This window comes from Caballeronia sp. BCC1704, from assembly GCF_902833455.1.
Lineage (GTDB): Bacteria > Pseudomonadota > Gammaproteobacteria > Burkholderiales > Burkholderiaceae > Caballeronia.
Genome location: NZ_CADFFT010000003.1, coordinates 670,694 through 683,824 on the forward strand (window position 1 = coordinate 670,694; position 13,131 = coordinate 683,824).

Sequence of the window (13,131 nt, forward strand, 5' to 3'; positions counted from 1 at the left end):
TTCACGCCACCTCGTTTTCAAGAATGCCGATGCCCGGAATCTCCATGCGCACGACGTCGCCGCTTTGCAGGAATTTCGGAGGATTGAAGCCGATGCCCACGCCCGCGGGCGTGCCCGTCGCGATGACGTCGCCCGGCTGAAGCTCCATGCCGGCCGACAGCGTCTCGATGATCGTCGGGATATCGAAGATCAGGAGCTTCGAGTTCGATTCCTGACGCAGCTCGCCGTTGATCCAGCAACGCACGTCGATGTTCTCGGCGTCGATCTCGTCGGCCGTGACGAGAAACGGACCCATCGGGCAGAAGCCGTCGAGCGACTTGCCGATGAACCATTGGCGATGCAGCTTTTGCAGATCGCGCGCGGTCACGTCGTTGATGATCGTGTAGCCGAAGACGTGGCTCATCGCGTCGGCCTTCTTGATGCCGCGCCCCGCCTTGCCGATCACGACGCCGATCTCCACTTCGTAGTCCATCTGCTGCGTCACGTCGGCGTGGCGCGGAATGCGCTCGCCCGTCGCGATGATCGTCGAGACGGGCTTGGTGAACACGACCGGCGCTTCCGGAATGTGCTCGCCCGCCTGCGCGCTCTTGTCGAAGCCCGACTTGCTGAACTCTTCGGCGTGATCGTGATAGTTCTTGCCGACACAGAACACGTTGCGGCGCGGCTGGTCGATTGGCGCGAGCACTTGCGCCGAGGCGAGCGGCCTGCCTTCGCCGCGCGGCTTCAGCGTTTCGCGCAGGTCGGCGAACTGTTGAACCAATTGGACCATGTCGCCGGAGAAGCCGTCGCAAAGCTCGGAAACCGGCCAGTACTTGCCGCCTTCCGAATCCACGACAGCGACTGTTTTCGCGCCATCTACCCGCAAAGTTGCTAATTTCATGGTGGGCCTTTAATCTAGACTTGTCGGTGAATCTGGAGCCACTCTAGGACCAAAAAAGGACAAAGAGAACTAGGGTTAACCAATCATCGATACCAATTGGTCTATTAGGATGAGCAGGAAAAGTCATGAGCAGCGTCGACGAAATCAGGCTGACAGTCAGGTCCAAAGGAGCGCGCGAACTCGCCCACTATCTCGAAGAGGCGATTCGCAGCGGCCGGCTGGGCGTGGGCGTGCGTCTGCCGCCGGAGCGCGAGTTGAGCGAAGAGTTCGGCGCGTCGCGGGGCGCGGTGCGCCGGGTGCTCGCGGATCTCAAGGAACGCGGGCTCATTCGCCAGGCAGTCGGCAGCGGCACGTTCGTGATGCCGGGCGGGATGTCGGCAAGCCCCGTGGCACCGCTAACGCCGCTAACGCCGCCCGAGCCGCAAGCGGAGCCAAAGAACGACGTCGTGCAGACGAGCCCTGCCGAACTGATGGAAGCGCGGCTTTTGATCGAACCGCTGATGCCGGGCTTGATCGTGCGCTATGCGACGGTCGCCGACTTCACGCACATGACCGAGTGCATCGAGCGTTCGGAAGCGGCGGCAAGCATCGAAGAATTCGAACACTGGGATGGCGAGTTGCATCGCGCGTTCGCGGTGGCGACGCATAACAGCTTCTTTCTGCGCGTGCTGGAATTGACGAACGAAGTGCGCGAGCAAGGCGAATGGGGACGCCTGAAGCGCAAGTCGCTCACGCCCGAGCGTCGCAGTCAGTACGAGGCGCAACACCGCGCCATCGTCGATGCGCTTCGGGATCGCGACGCCGAGCTGGCTTGCGAGCTACTGACCGCGCACCTGCTTCAGATTCGCGAGAACCTTTTCGGACGTTAGCGCAGGTCCTCGCCGCCGCCCGCATCGCCACGCTTTTCGCGGACTCCTTCACCGCATGCGTCCGTGCGTGCGTTTCATCGGGAAAGCTCTAATCGAAGCGCCGAAAATACCTGCATATAGTGGCTCTGTTCTTTTTCCCGCCTGTGCGCTGCATAAACCAAAATATGAGACAACCGCGCGATTCAGTGCGTCATGCCCGCCGCGATTCCCGTTTCTGAGCGCCAAGACGCGAATAAATAAGCATTCAGAGCTTCATCGAAACGCAGCGAAAGAAAATCATCATCGACGTCTTTCCAATGTGAAAGCCGCTCTGAAGTGATTAGCAAGCGATCACCCATTATCTGGACGCAATCGACGACACGTCGACTCGCATCGACCAAGAAACGGAGGTGGACATGACGCAGAACCGGGACGACAAGACGAAAGACGATAACAACGGCATCAGCACCGCGCGGCGCGGCCTGATGCAAGGCGCGGGGCTCGGCGCGGCGCTCTCGCTGCTGGGCGGGGTCACCGGCGCGGGCGGACTCATTTCAAGCGCTCAGGCTGCCGAATCCGCTTTTCCGCAGCACAAGAAGTGGAAGATCGTGTTCGTCAATCACGTCACCACCAATCCGTTTTTCGTGCCGACGCAATACGGCATACAGGACGCATGCTCGCTCTTCGGCATGGACTATCAGTGGACCGGCTCGGCCACGTCCGATGCCGGTGAAATGGTGCGCGCGGTGAACTCCGCGATCGCCGCGAAAGCCGATGCGATCGCCGTGCCGATCGTCGACCCGACTGCATTCGACAAGCCGATTCAGGCCGCGCTCGATGCCGGCATTCCGGTGTTCGCCTATAACGCCGACGCGCCGCGCGGCAAGACGAGTCCGCGTCTCGCGTATATCGGGCAGGAACTGTATCTCTCCGGTTATCAGATGGGCGAGCGCATTGCGAGTCTCGTCGATAGCGGCATGGTCGCGCTTTTCATCTCGACGCCGGGTCAGTTGAACATCCAGCCGCGTCTGGACGGCGCGAGCGATGCCATCAAGAAGTCCGGCAAGAAGATCGACATTCAGACCGTGGCGACGGGCGCGACGGTCAACGAGGAACTGTCCAAGATCAAGTCGTTCTATCTGGGACACCAGAACCTCAAAGGCATGTTCGCCGTCGATGCAGGCAGCACGCAAGGCGTCGCGCAAGTGATGAAGGAATCCAACCTGCCGTCGAAGGGCGTGCATGGCGGCGGCTTCGACCTGTTGCCGCAAACCGTCCAGCTGATTCACGAAGGCTTCCTCGATTTCACCATCGACCAGCAGCCGTATGTGCAGGGCTTCTATACCGTGGTGGAAGCGTTCACGTTCCTCGCGTCGGGCGGACTCGTCGGACCGGCGAACATCAACACGGGTCTCAAGTTCGTGACCAAGGCGACCGTCGAGCCGTACCTCAATACGTCGACGCGTTATGAAGGCAAGACCACCAAGCCGCAAATCGTTCCGATGAGCGGCGCGATCAAGTCCTGATGAATACGCTTAACGAGCCGGGCAAAACACACGGCGCCGCGCCGGTCGCGAGACCGCGCGGCGCGCTCTTCGCCCAATGGGCGCCCGAGTTGCGGATACTGCTCGTCGCGGTGCTGCTCGCCGCGTACTTTCAGATTCTCAACCACGACTTCCTGCTGTCGAACGCGAGCCTCGTCAACCTGTCGCAATTCATCGCGCCTGTGGCGATCATCGCGCTGGGCGAGATCATGCTGATGATCGGCGGCGATATCGATCTGTCGGCCGGCATGGTGTTCGCGTTCGCGCCGTTCATGATGGTCTTCGCCAACGATGCCGGCGCGCCGATGTGGCTCGCCGTGATCGCGGGCCTGGTCGCGGCGGCCATCATCGGCTTCGTGAATGGCGCGGTGACCGTGTATCTGCGCCTGCCCTCCTTCGTCACGACGCTCGGCACGCTGTTCCTCATCAACGGCATCACGCTCACGGTGTCGCGCGGCACGCCGGTCGCGACGCCCGGCTCGCCGGAGTTCGCCGCCGTCATGGGCGCGTGGGGTTACAGCGAGATCATCTGGACGGTCGGGCTCGCGATCATCATGCATGTGCTGTTGCGGCACACGCGCTGGGGCCTGCATACGCAAGCGGCGGGCGCGAACCCGCTCGGCGCGGGCGAAGCGGGCATCCTTGTGAGCCGGCTGCGTCTGGGTAACTTCGTGCTCGCGGCGGTGCTCGCGGGCCTCACGGGCATACTCGAAGGCTTTCGCATCACGTCGATCGATCCGCAGGCGGGCGGCAATCAGATCATGTTTCTCGCGGTCGCGGCCGCCGTGATCGGCGGCACGCCGTTGACGGGCGGCTCGGGCACGATCGTCGGAGGCGTGATCGGCGCGGCGGTGCTCGGCATTCTGAACGACGGCTTCACGCTCATCGGCATCAACGCGTTCACGTTCAACATCATTCTCGGCGCCGCGATTCTCGCCGCGATGATCTTCAACATCCACGTCGGGCGCATTCGCCGCAAGGGAGGCCGGTAATGACTGAAGCGCAAAGCGCCGCGCCCGATCTCGCCTTGCGCGGCGACAACCTCGTGAAACGCTTCGGCGCGGTGACCGCGCTCGACGGCGTCTCGCTTACGCTCGGCAAGGGCGAAATTCTCGGCGTGCTCGGCGACAACGGCGCGGGCAAGTCCACGCTCGTCAAGATTCTCACGGGCTTTCATCAGCAGACGAGCGGCACGCTGCACGTGCACGGAGAGGAAACGCTGATCCGTTCCGTCGATCATGCGCGCTCGCTCGGCATCGAATGCGTGTATCAGGACCTCGCGCTCGCCAATTCGCTCAGCATCTACCACAACATGTTTCTGAACCGAGAGATCGTGCGGCGCGGGCCGCTCAGTCTCATGCGCCTCGTGGATCACAAACAGATGCGCGAGCGCGCGGCGCAATGTCTCGACGATATCGGCGTGCATGTGCCGTCCGTCGATTTGCCGGTGGAGCGTCTGTCGGGCGGTCAGCGCCAGGCGATCGCCGTGGCCCGCGCCGTCAATTCGAACGCGCGCATTCTGCTGCTCGACGAACCGCTCGCCGCAATGGGCGCGCGCGAAGCGGGGCTCATCATCGACCTCGTGCTGCGGCTGAAGGAGAAAGGCGGGCTGTCGATCATCATGATCATGCACAACTACGCGCAGACACTCGACATAGCGGATCGCATCATGTTGATGCAGCGCGGCCGCGTCACGTATGAGCAGCGCAGCGCGAATACGTCGGTGGCCGAGCTGATGGATATCGTGCGGCGTGAATATCGCGCGATGCGGGCAGCCACGGCGCATTGAACGCGCTTCGGCCGAAGCGCGAGCGTTTATCAACTTTCTTGCCCCGCCGAGAAAACCGATGCCGCGAGCATGATGCAAGCCCGCGGCATCGGTCATCAACACGCCATTACTGCGCAGCGCACGTGAAGCTCGACGCGACGTTCACATCGCCCGAACCGTTATAGCGCGGGAAGGTCGGGTACTCGCACAGCGGGCGCGTGCGGCCCGGCACGCCGGTCTTGTCCGCGACGACTTGCGCAGGCGGCGTCACGCCCTTCTCGACCCAGTTCTCCAGCGTCGTCAGCGAGTCCCATCCCGCGTTGAAGATGCTGCTGGTCGAGTGCCCGTAGCCGGGAATCTCGTAATAGCGCACGAAATTGCTGACCGTGGACGCGCCCATCGTCTGACGCAAACGCTGGTAATACTGCTCCGTGGCCTGCGTGCTGACGAGTGCATCGGCCATGCCGTGCGCCATCAGGATCTTTCCGCCCTTCGCATTGAACGCGGACAGGTCCGTCTTGTTCACGTCCTGCTCGGCAGTCAACGCGCTGATGCGTGCCTGATACGCGCCCGGGTTTTGCGGATCGACCGTGAGCGAATTGACGCTCGGATCACGCGCCACGAAGTAGCGAATCCACTGGTCCCAGAAGACGCTGAAGTAAGGCGCGGTGGCAGGCATCGGGCTCGCCGGCTGCAGCAGATTCAACGCGAGGCTGATGACGGTCGGCTGCACCGCCGATGCATTCACGACGCCCAGGTCCGCGCCCCACACGTTGAAGCCGGGATACTGCGTCTCTCCGCTGCCGAGCTGGTAGTTGAACGTGATCGGCGTCGCGTACACCTTCAGCGCGGTGATCTGCGCATCGGAGAGGCACGTGTCGCCGGTGTCCGCGCCGTTCGCGCATCTGAGCGGCGTGCCGTTCACCGTCGCGGTCGCCGGATCGAAGCTCGCATTGCAGGCGGCCACGTTGCTGATGAGACCGTCGGCTACGCCGTCGAGCGCATCGCAGGCGGACACCGCGGCATTGAGCAGCACCTTGCGCTTCGCCTGATTCGGATACGCGCCCGGCTGCGCGAGTGCGCGCGTGATGCGGCCGAATTGCAGGTCGAGGCTCGCCGCATTCCATGCCGGATATAGGACGATGGAGCCGTCCCAGTCCTGCGGCCAACGCTGCACGACGGCCAACGCCTCGCGTCCGCCGGACGAGCCGCCCGCGAAGTAGGCGCGCTTAGGCTTGTCCACCGCGTAACGCTTGCCGATCAGATAGACCGCTGCATCGCGCGTTTTCTTGAGCGCATCGCCGGAGAAGTTCGCGACGGCTTCGTCGTTGGTGCCAAACGAACCGTCGCGGCTGCCGAGCGCGCCGGCCTGATGGCCGGAATCGCTCGCGAATACCGCATAGCCGCGAGCGAGCGGCGCGGGCTGTGTCGTCGGGCCGGCCGGGACGTTGCCCGTCACGGCCGGTACGGTGCCATCGTAGCCGCCACCGCCGAACATCATCGCCTTGCTGTTCCACTGCGTCGGCATCGCGACCTGGAAGTTGATCTTCGGCGCGGTCTGATCGACGGGCGCAATCGATCCGCTCACGAGGCAATACTCGGGCGTCGCCGAGACGCCCGTTCCCGAAGCGGGTACGACCGCGGCGGCGGCGACGGTCGCGCCCGTCGTCGGCAACCCGATCGCGCTTGCAGGCACGCTCATTCCCGCGAGTTGCGCACAACTGAGCGCAGCGGTCGGCGGCGTGCCGCTATTGTTATCGTCGTTTCCGCCATGACACGCGGCAAGCGCCAGCGCGGCAAACGGTGCAGCCGCCACCGCTGCCTTGTTGACGTATCGAATAATGCGAGGCCTGCAGAATGCTTCGGGCATGTCTCCTTCCTCCTGGCAATTGAATCGCTCTCGTGAACGGCTCTCGTGAACGGCTTTGTCGTGCCGCGTCGTGCGGTGCGCTTTTTTGCGTCCGCGTAAGAATCGTTGACGGCGGCGCGATGGAAGTCAAGCGGGGCGTGTACCAACGCGTGGGATGGCAATCAATTCAATAAGACTTACTGCTTCGGCGGAAATAGGAGAGAGTTGCGAAGGTAGGCTTTACCTCGTCGATGAATGGCTCATCGACCCGCGTTTGCTTTGGATTGACTTTGCGATTGGCGGAAGGCCGTATGCGTCCCTTGCGCTCGCATGGGTTGGCGAATTGAGCCGATGATTCATCGCTCGCCATCGAAGGCGAGCGAGTAGCACGCTTCTTTGCCGTGCTTAAAGATGCGCCGAAGTCATTCACATGACGAACCGGCGCTTGCGTGACTTAACTGGCTTCAGCTGCATTCGCGCTGCCATTCTGCGCGGCCTCTGAGACCGAAGCGCGCTTGGCGGAAGCCTTCTTTGCAGCCTTCTTCGAAGCCGCTTTCCTGGTCGCGGCCTGTGCTTTCTTTGCGACTTTCTTCGTGGCCGTCTTTTTGGTTGCGGTCTTTTTCTCTGACGCGCCGTTCGCCGCTGTCGCATCGATCAGAAACTTCGTTCTGTCTTTCGCGGACGCGAGCCACGCCGGCGCCTTGCCTCGGCCGCTCCATTCCGCGCCTGACTTCGGATCGCGATACTTCGGCGGCTGCGGGCCGCGTACATAATTGCCGAGAGGCTTGGCCGCTTTCGCATCGGCGGATGAGGCCGTGCTCGCGCCAGCGTCGATGAGGAACCTGTTGCGGTTCTTCGCATTGGCAATCCAGCCGGGCGCGCGGCCGTGACCGCTCCATGTCGCCCCGGTCTTCGGATTGCGATATTTCGCATTCGACGCGCCGCCTTTCTGCGACCCGGTGCTCGCGCCGCGTTTCGCACCGGTGTTCTTGCCGGCAGCGTCCGCGCGCAAGTCGTCGACAGTCAAACCATATTCGTCCATCAACGAATGAATTCGGGCGATGACACCCGCCGACTCTTTCTTCGCTATTGCTTCGGCTTGCGCCTGTAGCTTGGCTATCTTCGTCTGAATGTCTTTGAGCGTTGCCATAGGACTCCCCTTTTCGATTGCAATGCCCGCACTATGCCATATGCGTTGCCTGCGAAACACATTCATCGCGTGACACAATGGCCGACATCGATCGAATCAAACGCAATTTGACGATTTTTGCGGGGCGAATTAAGCGGCTAAACGCACGCTAGCCGAAGATACGCGCCCAAATGTCACGAATGCGGCGAGCGCGATCCTCGAATAGAAACGAAGCAATGAACGCGAGGATTCCCGATACCACGCCCGTCAGAATATGTTCGACGTACGGATTGGAGTAATGACTTGCGTGTGAATACGCGTCGCCTAACGCAGTCAGCAGGCCGACCAGCAACGCATTGCCATATCGGTTTCCATAGAGTTTCGTCGCCGGCGTGAAAGTCAGCAGCACCGCGAGCAATCCGGTCAGGAGACCGGTTTTGAATGCGATAGTCCAGTGCGCGAGACTCATCACATTGCTCCAGCTACCCGGCATGCAGGTCATGCATGCACTCGTCGGCTGCCAGAAACGCTGCACGAACAATCGGACGCGACGCTTCCACTCGGTTGACATGATCATTGCCCTCGGCAATCGCGACGCCGGATGACTCACGTTACGACGACGAGCGGCTATGCGCAATCCCTGTCTGCTTACGCCTCTCGTTCAAGACTCAACGCAGCCCAGACCCAGAAGCGTCGCTTTGATTGCATCGTCGAGCGGCGTATGCGGCTCATGACCGAGCGCATCGAGCAGCCGTGTGTTGATCATGCGCACCGGCGTTCGCCATAAATAACGCATTTCGCGCATCTCGCGAAAGGTCACGTTGAATGGCGATGCAAGCGTGAGCAGCCACCACGGAAAGGCGCCGATCGCAGGCGCTCGCCCGGTCTGTCGCGCGATCACGCGCTGAATGGCTGCGGCGAATTGCGTGCCGTCGTCGTCCCAGTGGCCGCGCATATGGAAGCGTTCGAAACGGCCCAGCGTATCGCGGCGCGCGAGCAGGTCAACCATGGTGCGCGCCACGTCCGGCAGATACGACCATGCGTGTCCGACACCGGCCGTCCCCGGATAGACGATCTTTTCGACCGGCTTTCCCGGCTTGACGAGCCCTTGCGAGAACCAGTTGTTACCCGCTTTCGGCCCGAAGAAATCGCCCGCGCGCACAATCAACGTCTGCACGCCGTCGCGGCTTGCACGTTCGAGCCGCGCTTCCATCTCCACGCGAATCGCGCCTTTCTTCGTGAGCGGATGTTGCGGCGCATCTTCGGCGATAACGGGAAACGCGTCCGGTCCGAAGTTGTACACCGTGCCCGGCAGCACGATCGTCGCGCGCTCGGTCTTCGCTGCCGCGATCGTGTTGTCGAGCATCGGCAGCACGAGATCGGCCCAGCGCCGGTAGCCGGGCGGGTTCACCGCATGCACGATGACCGTCGCTCCCTTCGCCGCGCGCGTCACGTCGGCGCGATTCATCGCATTGCCGTGCATCCATTCGATGCCGTCCGTCTGCTCGCTTGCCGCAGCGGAACGCCGCAAGCCGCGCACGTGCCAGCCTGCATCGCGCAACTGCCGCGCAACCTCGCCGCCGATGCCGCCGGTTGCGCCAAGCACCAAAGCCGTTTTCCGAGTCATGCCACGCTCCTTGTTATGTCGATTGGATGATTCTGCGCGAGACACGGCTGCAATAGAATTGCCTAACTACGTAGAGCGGATATACAAATTTGCATGGCCGACAACATAGGATGGGAACTGTATCGCACGCTATTAGCGGTGCTTCAGGAAGGGTCGCTGTCGGCGGCGGCGCGCGCATTGGGCATCACGCAGCCGACCGCTGGCCGTCACATCGAGGCGCTCGAACGGGCGTTGAACGTGAGCCTCTTCACGCGTTCGCAAACCGGCTTGCAGCCGACGGACGTCGCGCTCGCCCTGCGCGTTCATGCGGAGGCGATGCAGAGCACGGCTCTATCGCTGGAACGCGCAGCCAGTGGTCACGGCAATGGCGGCGACGTGCGAGGCGTGGTGCGCGTATCGGCGAGCGATGTGGTGGGCGTCGAAGTACTGCCGCCCATCATCGCCGCGCTGCGGCAACGGAATCCGCATCTCGTCGTAGAACTGGTGCTGTCCAATCGCGTGCAGGACCTGCTCAGGCGCGAAGCCGATATCGCCGTGCGCATGGTGCGGCCGAAGCAGACGCAACTCGTCGCGCGGCGTATCGGCAGCATCGAACTCGGGCTGCATGCGCATCGTGACTATCTTGCGATGCATGGCACGCCCAGGAACGCGGCGGCGCTGTGGAAACACGCGATCATCGGCTACGATCAATGGACGGCCTTTGTCCGCGAGGCGAGCAAGGCCTTTCCCGGCTACTCGCGCGGCGCGCTTTCGCTACGCACCGACAGCGATGTCGCGCAATTCGCGCTGATCCGCGCGGGCGCGGGCATCGGCGTGTGTCAGGTGCCGCTCGCCCGCCGCGATGCGGCGCTCGTCCGCGTGCTGCCCAAGCTCGTCGCGCTACAACTCGAAACGTGGGTGACCATGCACGAGGACCTGCGCGCATCGCCGCCTTGCCGCGCGACTTTCGATGCGCTCGTGCAAGGGCTTCTGGACTATGTACGGTGATGCAGCCATGCTTCGGGCGCGCGTGAAACGACTCGGCGCAGGCGGGTGAGACAATCAATCATCGAGCGTGAACCATCGGAGAACGTCATGTCACGCAGCGTCGCAGAGAAACGCGCGGCCTTTCGCGCATTGCATGAGTCGGGTTGCTTCATGTTGCCGAACCCTTGGGACGCGGGCAGCGCGCGTTATCTCGCGAGCCTCGGCTTTCAGGCGCTCGCGACGACGAGTTCCGGCTTTGCCTGGTCCACCGGACACGCCGACAATCACGTCACGCGCGATCTCGTTCTCGCGCATTTGCGCACGATGGTGGACGCCACCGATCTGCCCGTGAACGCCGACTTCGAGAACGGCTTCGGCGCGACGCCCGCCGAGGTTGCCGCAAGCGTCGAGCTGGCGGTCGCGACCGGCGTGGCCGGCTTGTCGATCGAAAACTCCACCGGCGACGCATCCGCGCCGCTCTTTCCGCTCGACGTCGCCGTCGCGCGACTGCAAGCGGCCCGCCGCGCCATCGATGCGAATGGCGGCGACACGCTCTTGATCGGCCGCGCGGAAAACTTCTTTGCCGGAACGCCCGATCTGAACGACACGCTCGCGCGCCTCACGGCTTATGCAGCGGCGGGCGCCGACTGCCTCTACGCGCCCGGCATTCACACTCGCGAGCAGATCGAGGCCGTGGTCGCCGCAGTCGCGCCCAAGCCGGTCAACGTGCTGATCGGCGGACCGTCGGCCTTCACGCTGAGCGATCTCGCCGCGCTCGGCGTGCGGCGCGTGAGTGTCGGCGGCGCGCTGGCGCGGGCCGCGTGGGGCGGTTTCATGCGCGCGGCCGCGACGCTTGCCGACGGACGCTTCGACGGCTTCGAAGGCGCGGCATCCGGCGCCCAACTCAACGCGCTGTTTTCAGGCAACGCGTGACTTCGAAGGAGCCTGTCATGGCTCGTGAAATCATTCGCGTGGAACCGCTTTCCAGTTGGCTCGAACGCAGGAAGGCGCCGGTATCGGTCGTCACGCGTCATCGCGACACGGTGTATGTCTCCGGTCTTCCGCCCTTCGATCCCGAGACCGGCGACGTGCTCGATGCGCCTATCGAGCAACAGACGCAACGCGTGCTGGAGCAATTGAAGCTATGCGTGGAGACGGCGGGATCGTCGCTCGATCAGGTCTTGAAGTGCACTGTCTACTGCACGTCGGTGGAGATGTTTCCCGTCGTGAACGAGGTCTATGCGCGCTTCTTCGGGCATGAGCCGCCGGCGCGCATCTTCGTGAATGTGCCCGCGTGGCCGGGACGCTTCGACATCGAGATCGACTGCGTGGCGGCGGTGTCACCATAGGCCAGCAAGAGCCGCATCATTCCGGCGTCTGCGCGCCGCGCCAAACGCGGCATTGCTGGCGCACGACTTCGTGCAGCGAATCGTGCGCGCCGTAGATGCGGCGCAGCCACATCGCATCGGTCATTCCCTGCGTCACGGTGCGCCTGATCGCGTCGAGCGCTTCATCAGCGGCGAGCGCGTGGGCGTGCGGCGCGATCGCGTCGAGCGTGGCGAGAATGTCTTCGCGAATCGGGCGGCGATTTCGTGTCTCCGGATTCACGCATACGCCATCCAGTCCGAAGCGGCACGCCATGAACCGGTTCGCCCGATAGACTTCATAGTCGCGCTCGGTCAGGCGCAAAGGCAAATCGGTCAGCAGATAGCGCGCGAGCGACTGAATATACGCGGCAATGGCCGCGGCCCATTCGACGCGCAGCGGCGTATCCATTACGCGCACTTCGATGGTCCCGTATCCCGGACTCGGACGAATGTCCCAATAGAAGTCTTTCAGGCTTTTGACGAGACCCGTGTGCGTCATGCGCTCGAAGTACGCTTCGAACTCACTCCATTTCGTCACGAAAGGCGCTTGTCCCGACAATGGAAACGGCGCGACGGAATTCAGGCGGGCGCATTGAAACTGCGTGTCGCTCCCCTGCACGAACGGAGAAGACGCGGCGAGCGCAATGAAATGCGGCACGTAACGCGAAAGCGAATGCAACAGAACGAGTGCCGAGTCGGGGTCTGGGCAGCCGACATGCACGTGCTGACCGAAAATCGTGAATTGCTGATAGAGCGCGCCATAAAGCCCCATCAGATATTCGGAGCGCTCGCGTCCGTCGGAACGCTGGTCGTACCAGTTCTGGAAGAAATTCGTTCCTCCGCCGCACACGCCGACATTGAGAAAGTCGCCTGCCCGAACGAGCGTATCGCGAAGCACCTGCAATTCGCTTTTCGCCTGATCGTAGTTCTTGCAGATGCCCGTCGACAACTCGATCATGCCTTCGGTTGTCTCTGGATTAATCGCGCCCTCGAAACGCTCTTCTCTTACGCGATTCAGAAGTTCTGTCGTCGCCTTCGTCAGGTTGTAGTCGTGCGTATTCACGACCTGAACTTCCAGTTCGACTCCAATCGTAAAAGGCTCTGACGATGCAAATGGCTGGAGCATGGAGTGTCCTGTTTCGCGGGAGACGAG

The 13,131-nt window shown here is 62.6% G+C and carries 13 protein-coding genes; 7 read left to right on the forward strand and 6 right to left on the reverse strand.

Annotated elements, in window-relative coordinates:
* Position 1: 1 nt before the first annotated feature.
* Positions 2-880 carry a fumarylacetoacetate hydrolase family protein gene (locus HWX53_RS18565; RefSeq protein WP_175943509.1) on the reverse strand — a complete coding sequence of 293 codons (879 nt, stop codon included), beginning with the start codon at positions 878-880 and terminating at the stop codon, positions 2-4.
* Positions 881-1,005: 125 nt separating this feature from the next.
* Between HWX53_RS18565 and HWX53_RS18570 the strand changes: the two genes are divergently transcribed.
* The 4 genes from HWX53_RS18570 to HWX53_RS18585 all read left to right on the forward strand — a co-directional run bounded on the left by HWX53_RS18570 (position 1,006) and on the right by HWX53_RS18585 (position 5,061).
* Positions 1,006-1,749 (forward strand): FCD domain-containing protein, encoded by a 744-nt coding sequence (locus HWX53_RS18570; RefSeq protein WP_175943511.1) that lies wholly within the window; start codon positions 1,006-1,008, stop codon positions 1,747-1,749.
* A gap of 395 nt (positions 1,750-2,144) precedes the next feature.
* On the forward strand, positions 2,145-3,254 hold the full coding sequence (locus HWX53_RS18575) for a sugar ABC transporter substrate-binding protein (protein ID WP_175943513.1): 1,110 nt from the start codon (positions 2,145-2,147) through the stop codon (positions 3,252-3,254).
* Positions 3,254-4,264 (forward strand): ABC transporter permease, encoded by a 1,011-nt coding sequence (locus HWX53_RS18580; protein ID WP_175943515.1) that lies wholly within the window; start codon positions 3,254-3,256, stop codon positions 4,262-4,264. Before HWX53_RS18575 ends, HWX53_RS18580 begins: the two co-directional genes overlap by 1 nt.
* The gene (locus HWX53_RS18585; protein ID WP_175943516.1) at positions 4,264-5,061 is read left to right on the forward strand and encodes an ATP-binding cassette domain-containing protein; all 798 of its coding nucleotides are present in this window, start codon (positions 4,264-4,266) and stop codon (positions 5,059-5,061) included. The genes HWX53_RS18580 and HWX53_RS18585 overlap by 1 nt, the downstream gene beginning before the upstream one ends.
* Positions 5,062-5,167: 106 nt before the next feature.
* Here the strand turns inward: HWX53_RS18585 and HWX53_RS18590 are convergent, their stop codons facing one another.
* The 4 genes from HWX53_RS18590 to HWX53_RS18605 all read right to left on the reverse strand — a co-directional run bounded on the left by HWX53_RS18590 (position 5,168) and on the right by HWX53_RS18605 (position 9,645).
* On the reverse strand, positions 5,168-6,910 hold the full coding sequence (locus HWX53_RS18590) for a tannase/feruloyl esterase family alpha/beta hydrolase (RefSeq protein ID WP_175943518.1): 1,743 nt from the start codon (positions 6,908-6,910) through the stop codon (positions 5,168-5,170).
* A gap of 433 nt (positions 6,911-7,343) precedes the next feature.
* The gene (locus HWX53_RS18595) at positions 7,344-8,039 is read right to left on the reverse strand and encodes an H-NS family nucleoid-associated regulatory protein (RefSeq protein ID WP_175943520.1); all 696 of its coding nucleotides are present in this window, start codon (positions 8,037-8,039) and stop codon (positions 7,344-7,346) included.
* 148 nt (positions 8,040-8,187) lie between these two features.
* The gene (locus tag HWX53_RS18600; RefSeq protein ID WP_175943522.1) at positions 8,188-8,589 is read right to left on the reverse strand and encodes a hypothetical protein; all 402 of its coding nucleotides are present in this window, start codon (positions 8,587-8,589) and stop codon (positions 8,188-8,190) included.
* A 90-nt stretch (positions 8,590-8,679) separates the two neighbouring features.
* Complete coding sequence (locus HWX53_RS18605; RefSeq protein WP_175943524.1) at positions 8,680-9,645, reverse strand: NAD(P)H-binding protein; 966 nt, start codon at positions 9,643-9,645, stop codon at positions 8,680-8,682.
* A gap of 93 nt (positions 9,646-9,738) precedes the next feature.
* Between HWX53_RS18605 and HWX53_RS18610 the strand changes: the two genes are divergently transcribed.
* The 3 genes from HWX53_RS18610 to HWX53_RS18620 all read left to right on the forward strand — a co-directional run bounded on the left by HWX53_RS18610 (position 9,739) and on the right by HWX53_RS18620 (position 11,960).
* Positions 9,739-10,632: a LysR family transcriptional regulator gene (locus HWX53_RS18610; protein WP_175943526.1), complete on the forward strand. Its 894-nt coding sequence runs from the start codon at positions 9,739-9,741 to the stop codon at positions 10,630-10,632.
* A gap of 87 nt (positions 10,633-10,719) precedes the next feature.
* Positions 10,720-11,544, forward strand: a complete 825-nt coding sequence (locus HWX53_RS18615; protein ID WP_175943528.1) for an isocitrate lyase/phosphoenolpyruvate mutase family protein — start codon at positions 10,720-10,722, stop codon at positions 11,542-11,544.
* Positions 11,545-11,561: 17 nt separating this feature from the next.
* Positions 11,562-11,960, forward strand: coding sequence for a RidA family protein (locus HWX53_RS18620; protein ID WP_175943530.1), 399 nt, complete (start codon positions 11,562-11,564; stop codon positions 11,958-11,960).
* A 16-nt stretch (positions 11,961-11,976) separates the two neighbouring features.
* On the opposite strand, the gene HWX53_RS18625 is transcribed toward HWX53_RS18620, so the two are convergent.
* Positions 11,977-13,104, reverse strand: a complete 1,128-nt coding sequence (locus HWX53_RS18625; RefSeq protein WP_175943532.1) for a YbdK family carboxylate-amine ligase — start codon at positions 13,102-13,104, stop codon at positions 11,977-11,979.
* Positions 13,105-13,131: the final 27 nt, after the last annotated feature.

Coding starts and splice junctions, on each gene's coding strand:
- HWX53_RS18615 (WP_175943528.1), top strand. CDS start 10,720: ATGTCACGCAGCGTCGCAGAGAAACGCGCGGCCTTTCGCGCATTGCAT.
- HWX53_RS18600 (WP_175943522.1), bottom strand. CDS start 8,589: ATGTCAACCGAGTGGAAGCGTCGCGTCCGATTGTTCGTGCAGCGTTTC.
- HWX53_RS18565 (WP_175943509.1), bottom strand. CDS start 880: ATGAAATTAGCAACTTTGCGGGTAGATGGCGCGAAAACAGTCGCTGTC.
- HWX53_RS18610 (WP_175943526.1), top strand. CDS start 9,739: ATGGCCGACAACATAGGATGGGAACTGTATCGCACGCTATTAGCGGTG.
- HWX53_RS18620 (WP_175943530.1), top strand. CDS start 11,562: ATGGCTCGTGAAATCATTCGCGTGGAACCGCTTTCCAGTTGGCTCGAA.
- HWX53_RS18605 (WP_175943524.1), bottom strand. CDS start 9,645: ATGACTCGGAAAACGGCTTTGGTGCTTGGCGCAACCGGCGGCATCGGC.
- HWX53_RS18595 (WP_175943520.1), bottom strand. CDS start 8,039: ATGGCAACGCTCAAAGACATTCAGACGAAGATAGCCAAGCTACAGGCG.
- HWX53_RS18585 (WP_175943516.1), top strand. CDS start 4,264: ATGACTGAAGCGCAAAGCGCCGCGCCCGATCTCGCCTTGCGCGGCGAC.
- HWX53_RS18625 (WP_175943532.1), bottom strand. CDS start 13,104: ATGCTCCAGCCATTTGCATCGTCAGAGCCTTTTACGATTGGAGTCGAA.
- HWX53_RS18590 (WP_175943518.1), bottom strand. CDS start 6,910: ATGCCCGAAGCATTCTGCAGGCCTCGCATTATTCGATACGTCAACAAG.
- HWX53_RS18580 (WP_175943515.1), top strand. CDS start 3,254: ATGAATACGCTTAACGAGCCGGGCAAAACACACGGCGCCGCGCCGGTC.
- HWX53_RS18570 (WP_175943511.1), top strand. CDS start 1,006: ATGAGCAGCGTCGACGAAATCAGGCTGACAGTCAGGTCCAAAGGAGCG.
- HWX53_RS18575 (WP_175943513.1), top strand. CDS start 2,145: ATGACGCAGAACCGGGACGACAAGACGAAAGACGATAACAACGGCATC.